The organism is Sulfurimonas sp. (assembly GCF_019429335.1).
In the GTDB taxonomy this organism is placed as follows: Bacteria; Campylobacterota; Campylobacteria; order Campylobacterales; family Sulfurimonadaceae; genus Sulfurimonas.
The window spans coordinates 1-10,314 of the sequence record NZ_JAHYJB010000044.1 but is presented as its reverse complement, the minus strand read 5'-3'; the positions used below and the strand labels follow the sequence as shown (position 1 = coordinate 10,314).

General features: G+C 39.0%; 7 protein-coding genes and 1 other RNA gene. 1 reads left to right on the top strand and 7 read right to left on the bottom strand.

Going from position 1 to position 10,314, the window contains the following annotated elements:
• Positions 1-231: 231 nt before the first annotated feature.
• The 3 genes from K0A91_RS10410 to grpE all read right to left on the bottom strand — a co-directional run bounded on the left by K0A91_RS10410 (position 232) and on the right by grpE (position 3,813).
• Complete coding sequence (locus K0A91_RS10410) at positions 232-915, bottom strand: hypothetical protein (protein WP_295010125.1); 684 nt, start codon at positions 913-915, stop codon at positions 232-234.
• Between the two features lie 189 nt (positions 916-1,104).
• Positions 1,105-2,991 (bottom strand): molecular chaperone DnaK, encoded by a 1,887-nt coding sequence (dnaK, locus tag K0A91_RS10405; protein ID WP_295010124.1) that lies wholly within the window; start codon positions 2,989-2,991, stop codon positions 1,105-1,107.
• 264 nt (positions 2,992-3,255) lie between these two features.
• The gene (gene grpE / locus K0A91_RS10400; RefSeq protein WP_295010123.1) at positions 3,256-3,813 is read right to left on the bottom strand and encodes a nucleotide exchange factor GrpE; all 558 of its coding nucleotides are present in this window, start codon (positions 3,811-3,813) and stop codon (positions 3,256-3,258) included.
• Positions 3,814-3,994: 181 nt separating this feature from the next.
• Between grpE and K0A91_RS10395 the strand changes: the two genes are divergently transcribed.
• Positions 3,995-6,004 carry a hypothetical protein gene (locus tag K0A91_RS10395; RefSeq protein WP_295010122.1) on the top strand — a complete coding sequence of 670 codons (2,010 nt, stop codon included), beginning with the start codon at positions 3,995-3,997 and terminating at the stop codon, positions 6,002-6,004.
• A gap of 28 nt (positions 6,005-6,032) precedes the next feature.
• Here K0A91_RS10395 and K0A91_RS10390 read toward each other — a convergent pair whose 3' ends face one another.
• The 4 genes from K0A91_RS10390 to ssrA all read right to left on the bottom strand — a co-directional run bounded on the left by K0A91_RS10390 (position 6,033) and on the right by ssrA (position 10,073).
• Entirely contained in the window at positions 6,033-6,608 is a 576-nt protein-coding gene (locus K0A91_RS10390) for a phosphoribosyltransferase family protein (protein ID WP_295010121.1), read from the bottom strand.
• Between the two features lie 156 nt (positions 6,609-6,764).
• Positions 6,765-8,555 carry a translation elongation factor 4 gene (gene lepA / locus K0A91_RS10385; RefSeq protein ID WP_295010120.1) on the bottom strand — a complete coding sequence of 597 codons (1,791 nt, stop codon included), beginning with the start codon at positions 8,553-8,555 and terminating at the stop codon, positions 6,765-6,767.
• A gap of 97 nt (positions 8,556-8,652) precedes the next feature.
• Positions 8,653-9,579, bottom strand: a complete 927-nt coding sequence (locus K0A91_RS10380; RefSeq protein ID WP_295010119.1) for a ribose-phosphate pyrophosphokinase — start codon at positions 9,577-9,579, stop codon at positions 8,653-8,655.
• A 108-nt stretch (positions 9,580-9,687) separates the two neighbouring features.
• Positions 9,688-10,073: a transfer-messenger RNA gene (ssrA, locus tag K0A91_RS10375) on the bottom strand.
• Between the last annotated feature and the right edge of the window lie 241 nt (positions 10,074-10,314).

The window sequence follows — 10,314 nt, the reverse complement described above, 5'->3', positions numbered from 1 at the left end:
ATTTGATTGATGTTTTGTATTGTTTTTTTGGTAAAAAATTATACCATTTACACGATTTCAAAAGGCTTTTTAAAATTTAAATTAGCTTAAATTATTGGTTGTTTGTGGGAATCTGCAAGTGGCTCAAGAAAGTTAACTTTTACATCTGAGGTTTTTTTCTCTAGCCACTTATGCTTGATTTTTGTTTTTTTCACTCTCTTTTTGCAACTGCTCTTCCTCTATTCTTCTCTCTTAATCCTCAACTATTTTTCTTTTAACCATGGCATCACGGTTTTTAATAGACAATTCAATGATTCGTTTTGCATCTTCAAGCGATGAACACTTCTCTATAACGGCATTAAATTCATCAATAGTTGAAGCTCTGCGAAATGAGCGCTCACACTCTATATAGGCAAAGATATCTTTTTTGCTCTCAATCGTATCAAATAGATTTGTCTCTCTTGAGATTTTATAAATAAGCTCTTTGTCTATATGTTTGTTTATCAAAGAGCTAGAGTAGAAGTTTTTTAGGAAGCTAAATAGACCTCTTTCATCAACATTTTTAACAAGAGCGCTTGTGCATGGAGAGTATATCTTTGGATCATTTGTTTTGTTACATTTATATATGTTTGAAGGATTTTCACCAATTTTGTTTGAAAAATATGGGTGAACTTCGCTGTATGATTCATCTATTTTTAGGATTTCCTGATTTTGCTTTGCTCTTTTTTCTATGGCTCTGTCTTTGATGTCAACAATTTTCCAGATGTCGTCGTTATTCTCAATTAAGACAAAGTAAAAGCCGCTTTGGCTTCTGTATTTGTTTGTTGATATGGGCTTTTTATCGCTGATTAAAGCATGTGGTTGCTGTTTTGATATGTTGCAGCCGGAGAGTGCGATGGAGATAAAAAGAGTGTAGAGCGTAAATTTGTAAAACACTTAATCTCCTTGGGAGTTATAAACTCTGGATTCTACATTCTAACGTATTAAAAGAGAGTTAAGTTCCCATACCAGGATGTATGGGAACTTAATGCTTTATATTGATGTTCTTTGCAAAACTAAAAATAAAGCGAACGATTCCGCAGTGAAACGAAGCCTAAGTGAGCGTATTTTTAGTATATGCTAGGTCTATTCTATTTCAGCGTCGATTACGTCATCGTCGCTTTTTTTCTTTTGCGTATCAGCAGCTCCAGCTTGTGCACCTTGCTCTTGTTTGTACATCTGCTCAGCCATTTTGTGACTTGCTTCAGTTAAAGTTTTTACTTTTGCTTCAATCTGCTCTTTAGTAGCATTTTCGTCTTTTAGAACATCTTTAAGTTCGGTTATCGCGCTCTCTATCTTAGCTTTTTCATCAGCTTCAATTTTATCGCCCATCTCAGTTAAAGATTTTTCAGTCTGCGCAATTAACGCATCTGCTTGGTTTTTAAGTTCAACAAGCTCTTTTCTCTTTGAGTCTTCTGCTTTGTGAAGCTCTGCATCTTTAACCATTTTACTAATCTCTTCTTCGCTTAGTCCAGAACTTCCAGAAATCGTGATAGACTGAGATTTGCCTGTACCTTTGTCGGTTGAGCTAACAGTTAAAATACCGTTTGCATCGATGTCAAACGTAACTTCGATTTGAGGTACGCCTCTTGGAGCCGCAGCAATATTTCCTAGTTCAAAAAGACCTAAAGATTTATTGTCTCTTGCAAACTCTCTCTCACCCTGAACAACCGAGATGCTAACAGCAGGCTGGTTGTCTTCTGCAGTTGAGAAGATTTGAGACTTTTTAACAGGGATTGTTGTCCCTTTTTCAATTATCTTAGTAGCAACGCCGCCCAAAGTCTCGATTCCAAGTGAAAGCGGAGTTACGTCAAGAAGAAGAACGTCTTTAACATCTCCTCTTAATACACCGCCTTGGATAGCCGCACCCGCTGCAACAACTTCGTCAGGATTTACGCTTTTATTTAGAGTTTTGCCTCCGAAGAAATCAGATACCATTTTTTGAGCAAGAGGAACACGGATTGAACCACCGACCATAATAATCTCTTTAATAGCGTTGTTGTCTAGACCGGACTCTTTCATAGCAGTTTTGATGTGGTCAATAGTCTCCTTTATAAGAGACTCTATCATACCCTCAAATTTAGCACGAGTAAGCTTGATAACAAGGTGCTGCGGTCCAGCTTCTGTCATAGTGATAAACGGAAGGTTAATCTCTGTTTCAGTTGAGCTAGATAACTCTTTTTTAGCATTTTCGGCAGCATCTTTTAGACGTTGCAACGCCATTTTGTCGTTTTTAAGGTCAATCCCGTGTGTGTTTTTGAACTCACTGTTTAGGTAATCAACGATTTTGTTGTCAAAGTCGTCTCCGCCCAAGAATGCGTTTCCGTCGGTTGAAAGAACCTCAAAAGTACCGTCGCTTATCTCTAGAACGGTAACGTCGAATGTTCCGCCCCCAAGGTCATAAACAAGTACGTTTTCGTCATTTTTGCTGTCTAGTCCATACGCAAGTGCTGAAGCAGTCGGCTCGTTGATGATACGTAAAACGTTTAGACCCGCGATTGTTCCCGCATCTTTAGTTGCTTTTCTCTGTGCATCATTAAAGTAAGCAGGAACTGTGATGACTGCGTCTGTTACTGTTGAGCCGAGGTAAGCTTCCGCATCCTCTTTTAGTTTGCTAAGTATTTTAGCTGAAATCTCTTGTGGCGTGTATATTTTGCCTGCAACGTCAACTGCTGCCATACCGTCTTTGTTTACGATGTTATAAGTTACTTTGTCGTGAGCAGCTTTTGCATTCTCCTCATTCATCATAAGACCCATAATTCTCTTGATTGAAGAGATTGTTTTGTTTGGGTTTGTGATTGCCTGACGTTTTGCAGGATCTCCTACTAAAACTTCGCCTTTGTCTGTAAATGCAACAACTGAAGGAGTTGTATTTTTACCCTCTTTATTTGGGATGATTTTTGCCTCACCGCCCTCATAAACTGCTACACATGAATTTGTCGTTCCTAAATCTATACCTATTACTTTGCTCATTTTATATTCCTTAATTTGATTTTATTTCATAAAATAAAATGAAGGAAACCTCCATTTTATTTGTCGTAAAAGGAACAAGTCCCTTTTACTTTCGCTAGCCGCTAAGGCACTAAAGCTCGACACTCTCGTGTCAGAATTTTTTGCTTTACAGTATTTTTGTATGTGGACGATTCTGCAACCGAAGGGTCAAAGCTTTAGCTTTGGGGTACCCGCGGTGAAGCCTAAGAGAACATATAGAAATTCTGTAAAATATATGAACGAATGTTAATTCGCCACTACTACCATCGCTTCGCGAAGCGGTCTCTCTTTATATTTGTAACCTGTCTGAAAAGTTTGAACTATCTGCCCGCTCTCTACAGTGTCGCTATCTACGCTTTGTATAGCGTTGTGGATATTTGGGTCAAACGGTTCACTGTGCGAAACCATAGTTACTCCATGTTTTTCCAAGGCAGATGTGAGCTGCTTAAGTGTCAGCTCGATACCCTCTTTTAATTTTTCTAGGTGCTCTTTTGGGTCCGTTACGCTCGATGTAGAGGAGAGTGCCATTTGAAGCGCATCCATAACTGGAATCATATCTTTGGCAAACTTCTCATTTGCGTACTCGACTGCCGTATATTTCTCTTTTTCTAATCTTTTTTTGATGTTATCAAAATCAGCATGAACACGAGCATACTTATCTTTTAGAGAAGCCAGTTCCTCTTGCAAAAGATTAAACTCATTTTCCACAGCTTCTGCTTCCGCAGCAGCTTCGTTGGACTCCGCGCACTCCTCCTTATTTACCTGAGGTTCGCTCTGAAGTTCTTCTTTTTTTTCTTTTGACATAGCTGTTTAATTACTCCTTTTCTAAAAAGATGACACAATTATACATATTGAGTGTAACAATGTCAAGTAGTGGTTAAATTTTTTTAGTTAATTAAGTTGAGTCTATATATATCAACTTAATGTTTGCTAAAAAAAATACTTAATATAGTATCATTATATAACATATTTGATTGGAGATATCATGAAATATTTAGTTTGGGCAGGCGGTATAGTGGCAGCACTGGTGGCAACTCTATATGTAGTTGCTTTCACACCACTGGGAAATGGCATAGTAAAGCCCATTGTAGAGGCTAAGATAAAAGAGCAGACAAAACTTGATAGCAAGTTAGAGACTTTTTTGCTTGGCATAAGTGATTTTGAGATAGTTTTGGCTCTAAATGAAAAAAACGTTATAAAAGCAAAAGGTAGATACTCTCTCTTTTCAAAATCTTTTGATGTTGCCTATAATGTCTCTTTGAAAAGTTTAGAGAGTTTGGAGCCGCTTACTTCTGCTCCTCTAAAAGGGGCATTTCATACAGATGGTGGCATAAAGGGTGACCTTGCTTTTATAGAGATAGAGGGTAAGAGCGATGTAGGTGAGAGTGATACCTCTTACCGCGTAGAGCTGAGCGATTTAAATCCAATCTTGATAATCGCTAAGATGAAAAATGCTAAATTGGCTTCACTGTTATATCTTGGCGCTCAAAACCCGTATGCTACCGCGGATATAGATTTGGATATAAATTTTAGAAATATAAATCCACATGTAATGGATGGGGAAATAGTTTTAAAGAGTAAAAACGGAACTATAAATCCAAAATTTATGAAGAGCGATTTTAATGTGACTATACCTGCAACCTCATTTTCAATGAACCTTGATGCGAAGCTAGAGGGGGATTATGCCATTTACAACTACGACTTTGTCTCAAACCTATTTAAGATAAGCACTACGGGAGAGGTATCTCCAGAGCCATTTAAAGCTGACTTAAAATATTCGCTTGATATTAAGGAGCTTGAGGTGTTAAAGCCAATCACAGGTGCAGATGTAAGGGGTGCCCTTAGACTTAGCGGAGAGGCAAAAGGAGATAAGGATAATTTGCTAGTTAGCGGCAAGAGTGATATTGCCTCATCTGATACGACATTTGAAGCACTCCTGAAAAATTTTGCTCCATCATCTATAAGGGCTAAAATAGTAAATCTTGATATCGCCAAAGTGCTATTCATGATAAAACAGCCTCACTATGCGGACGGGTTATTCTCAATGAATGCCGACATAAGCGATGCAAGAAGCGGGAGTTTAAGCGGAAAAATAACAACCGCCATAACAAAAGGGGAGCTTAACTCTGCCTATCTTACAAAAACATACGAGTTTAAATCTCCTATGTCATCAACATCTTTTAACTCTGCAACGACAACCGTTCTAAAGGGCGATATGGCAGAGAGTGCCATTAAGTTTAACTCCAACTTGGCAAATCTTGACGTAAAAAGTGCAAAATACAGCATAGGAAATGCCTCTTTCAAGAGTGATTATAAAGCCTCAATTCCAGACTTGAACAAGCTCTTTTTTGTTACAGACCACCATATGAGAGGAGCTATTGTCGCAAACGGAGAGATTTCAAAAGCAAAAGATTTGGATTTTACAATGCACTCAAATATCGCCGATGGAAAGATAGATGTAAAGCTTCATAATGATGATTTTCATGCAGATTTAAGCTCCATAAAGAGTATGAAACTGCTTAATATATTAATTTATCCGGAGCTCTTGGATGCTACGATAAACGCTAAGATTGATTATAATCTATCCCTTAGCAAAGGCGCTATTGAGGCGCAGGTTGCAAATGCTCTTTTTGCAAAAAATCAGACATTTGATTTGATAAAACAGTATCTTAAATTTGACATGTACAGAGAGAATTTTAACGGTGGCATAAGTGCGGATATCGATAAAGAGAATATCTTGGCATCTGTGGATTTGCGCTCAAAAGAGGCTTCTATTGTAACAAAAAGCACGAAATTAAACACGCTGACAAACCAGCTAGATACCGATATAACACTTAGTGCGAAGAAAAATGTAGTCAGTGGGACTCTAAAGGGAGATGTAAACTCTCCAAAAATCACAATAGATTTAGAAAAATTTATGAAATCTGAAGCAGGTAGAAAAATTGAAGAGAAGGTAGATAAAGAGCTAAACAGGCTATTTAAGAAGCTTTTTTAAGTAGCTCCTCTTTCTCAATGGGAGGTACTTATTTTATGCTTGCATCAGCCAGAGTTAAACAAAGAATAACCTCTTTGTTCTCTTTTTGCATAGCCTTTAGAGCCTGAGTAAGTGTCAAATTAGTAGTAATAATATCATCTACTAAAATTACGTTTTTTGCATCAAATTTTTTTACCTCAAATTCTCTTGGATTTAACGCTCTAAACTCTCTGCTTTTGCCTGAGTATGAAACCCTGTTTTTTGCACGCAGTTTGTTAAAAAGCGGAGTTATACATCTGCTCTTTAGGGCTTTGTTTAATACAGCTGTGTGCGAATAGCCATCAGAGACATAGTCATCAACTGCGATGGATGCAATCATCTCTGGGTAGTCAAACTCGCGCGCGAATTTTTTTAGTGAATTTTTTGCGAGAATAGAGTAGATGTAGTAGCCTAAATCGGTATGTTTTGTATGAAGCAGATTTTTGATTTCGCTGTATTTGTAAAAAGAGATGACCTCAATATTGTCACTGATTTTTCTTTTATGTATTGTTGGAGAGAGAAAGGTTTTTTGGCAATGTGAGCAGATGTGCAAAAGTGAAAGAGTCTCACACATCAAGCAGCGCATTTTAGTTCATCTTCCTAGTCCATCTTCAAAACAGACATAAATGCCTCTTGCGGAAGCTGTACTTCTATTATAGAGTCTCCTTTTTTTGCGAACACGTCCACAAAAAAATTCCTCTCACTAAAGCTTTGGCATTCGCCAAGAGAAAAGTCCATCTTCCTAGTCCATCTTCAAAACAGACATAAATGCCTCTTGCGGAAGCTGTACTTTTCCGATTGCCTTCATGCGCTTTTTACCCTCTTTTTGTTTTTCAAGGAGTTTTCGCTTTCTGGTTATATCCCCGCCGTAGCACTTTGCGGTTACATTTTTGCCCATACTTTTTACTGTCTCTCTGGCAATTACCTGAGAGCCCAAAGAAGCTTGAACGGCTACTTCAAAAAGCTGACGAGGTATAATCTCTTTCATGTTTTTAACTAAAACACGGCCGCGTGAGAGTGCCTGATTGCGAGGAACAACGATACTTAGTGCATCTACCGCCTCTCCTGCAACTTTGATATCAAGTTTTACAAGATCACCGACTCTAAATTCAATCGGCTCATAATCAAATGAAGCGTAACCTTTGGAGATCGATTTTAGTTTATCATAAAAGTCCATAACAATTTCGTTCATAGGTACTTCATACTCAAGCATAACTCTGTCTTGATTAAGGTAAGTCATTTTTGTTTGAATGCCGCGCTTATTTATTAGAAGAGTTATGATACTTCCAAGATATTCACTTGGAGTAATAACCGTAGCTCTAATGTATGGTTCTTCGATTCTGTCTATACGATTGACTTCGGGAAGCTCTGAAGGATTGTGAACATTGATTTTTTCGCCGTTATTGAGAAAAACCTGATAGATAACAGATGGTGCGGAAGCGATTAAATCAAGGTTAAATTCACGCTCCAATCTCTCTTTGATAACTTCCATATGAAGCATGCCTAAAAACCCGACGCGAAAACCAAAGCCAAGAGCCAGAGACGTTTCAGGTGAACATGATAGAGAACTGTCATTTAGTCTTAGTTTATCAAGTGCATCTCGTAAATTTTCAAAGTCGTCCGTATCTATTGGGTATATTCCTGCAAAAACAAAAGGCTTTGCAGGCTCATACTCCACAACAGGCTCTTTCGTAGGGTTTTTTGCATCTGTAATAGTGTCCCCGACGTTGACGACATGTACCTCTTTTAACCCCAAAACAACGATGCCGATTTCTCCTGTTTTTATAACAGAAGTTTTTTTACGTTTAAGCGGATGCGGATACATCAAATCAAGAACCTGATGCTCTTCGCCGTTACTCATAATTTTTACAAGTTGATTTACTTTTATCTCGCCGTCAAAAACGCGAACAAGACCCAAGGCGCCCAAATACGGGTCAAACCATGAATCGTAAATAATTGCTTTAGTAGGAGCATTTGGGTCTCCCGCCGGAGCAGGAATTCTATCTACTATTGCATCGATAAGAGCACGGATACCGACACCTGTTTTTGCAGATACTAAACAGGCATCGGTTGCATCTATGCCGATGCTTGTTTCAATCTCTTCGGCAACTTTTGCGGGGTCTGCGGCAGGCAAGTCTATTTTGTTTATAACCGGAATAAGCTCTAAGTTGTTCTCCATCGCCAAAAATACGTTTGCAATTGTCTGAGCCTCAACACCTTGAGCGGCGTCAACGATAAGAAGTGCGCCATCACTTGAAGCCAGAGATTTGCTCACCTCATATGAGAAATCGACGTGACCCGGAGTATCGATGAGGTTTAGTATATAGTGCTCGCCGTCTTTGACGTAGTCGAGTCTTACGCTTTGCGCCTTAATGGTAATGCCGCGTTCTTTTTCTATATCCATTGTATCCATCATCTGCTTGCCGAGCTCTCTATCACTGACTGAACCGCACTCTTGAATAATACGGTCGGCTAATGTACTTTTGCCGTGGTCGATATGTGCGATGATAGAAAAGTTTCTAATGTTTTTCAATGAAATATCCTAAATGAAAATTTCTGCCTCAAAGAGGCAAGCTTTAGTCGCCTCAGCGGCGCAAGCGGAGTAAAAGGGACAGGTTCCTTTTACGGGACTAAGCAAACAGTGAGTTTACGCTCTCGTTGTGATAAACTCTGCGGATAACCTCTGCAAAAAGGGGTGCAACAGTTAAAACAACAATCTTGTCGTGCTGCTTTGATTCTAGCGTGTTTGTGACGATAAGCTCATCTAGTTCGCCGTTTTCAATATTTTCATAAGCTTTTCCGCTAAGGACGGCATGAGTTGCACATGCCATAACAGAGGCAGCACCTTTGTTTTTTAGTGCGGTTGCCGCTTTTACCATGGTTCCGGCAGTGTCAACCATGTCATCTATCATAATAACGTCTTTGCCCTCAACGTCACCGATAATGTTCATTACCTCGCTCTCGTTTGCCTTTTCACGGCGTTTGTCAACGATAACCATGTCAAGCCCCATACGTGAAGCAAAATATCTAGCGCGTGCCACACCGCCGATGTCCGGAGAAGCGATGATTGGGTTTTTAAGGTTTTTGCTTCTGATGTAGTTTTCAAAAGTTACAGAGCCGTAAAGATTGTCAACCGAAATATTGAAAAATCCTTGAATTTGTCCTGCATGCAGGTCGATAGTTACAACTCTGTTGATTCCTGCAGCTTCATACATATCTGCAACAAGTCTTGCGGTAATCGGAACACGAGGTGCAGCTTTACGATCTTGTCTTGCATAGCCATAATATGGAACAACTGCCGTGATGCTTGAAGCTGATGAGCGTCGAAGAGCGTCCGTCATAATTAGAAGTTCCATTAAGTTGTCATTTGATGGAGCTCCTGTAGATTGGACAATAAAAACATCACGACCTCTAACACTCTCAGAGATTTGAATAGAAATCTCACCGTCACTAAACTTTTTAACATCGGCTTTAGCCAACGGAATATCTAAAATTTGACAAACCTCTTTTGCAAATTGTGTGCTGGCAGAACCGGCAAAAATCTTATAACCGCGCATCGGGATACCTTATTGGAAAATTTAAAAGAGATTATACAAAAATAGTGCTGAGGAGTTGTTAAAATAAAGATAATGATTGTTTTGAAATATTTTTATTGCGGTGTTTTATGGTGGAGCTGTGGAGGATTGAACTCCAGTCCGAAACCACGCTACTCCTAACGTCTACATGTTTAGTAAAGTCGTTTAAGTTTAATCTTGCTTCACACAACTTGCAAAGCTACGCAAGACGAGCCTCTAGGGTTCTTTTTATGTTCGAGACAAACATAAAATATATCTACATAAGAGTTATACTTCGAATCCTGCCTATCTAGAGTCAACAGGTGAAGCAGCCCGCCGACCATCAATTAAGAGGTCGGGGTAAAACTTATGCTACTGCGTAAGCTGGGCGGTAATTTGTGTTGTTTGCGTTTAAGCAAGTTGAGCCGCGTAACGGAAATGCTCAGTCCGACATGCAATTAGAAGCTACTTGATCCCGTCGAAACCAGATCAGCCCCATGAGTAGAATTGTAACATAATTTCTGTAAATGAAAAGTAAAGAAAACTTTTAATTGCTACACAATCACTACACGTTGAAAAGTATATACTCTAAAATAAAATATAGGAGTATGAAAATGAGTGTGCCAAGCAAAGCTAAGGCAATCAAGCTGGACAATCCAGCCCCAATAAAGGTTAGCCGCCAGTTGGGTACCAAACTACACAGATTAGGAGGTAACAAATAGTCTGAAGCTGTAGTAA

Excerpts from the sequence above, each read along its gene's own strand:
- dnaK (WP_295010124.1), bottom strand. The coding sequence starts at position 2,991 with ATGAGCAAAGTAATAGGTATAGATTTAGGAACGACAAATTCATGTGTA.
- grpE (WP_295010123.1), bottom strand. The coding sequence starts at position 3,813 with ATGTCAAAAGAAAAAAAAGAAGAACTTCAGAGCGAACCTCAGGTAAAT.
- K0A91_RS10395 (WP_295010122.1), top strand. The coding sequence starts at position 3,995 with ATGAAATATTTAGTTTGGGCAGGCGGTATAGTGGCAGCACTGGTGGCA.
- K0A91_RS10390 (WP_295010121.1), bottom strand. The coding sequence starts at position 6,608 with ATGCGCTGCTTGATGTGTGAGACTCTTTCACTTTTGCACATCTGCTCA.
- K0A91_RS10380 (WP_295010119.1), bottom strand. The coding sequence starts at position 9,579 with ATGCGCGGTTATAAGATTTTTGCCGGTTCTGCCAGCACACAATTTGCA.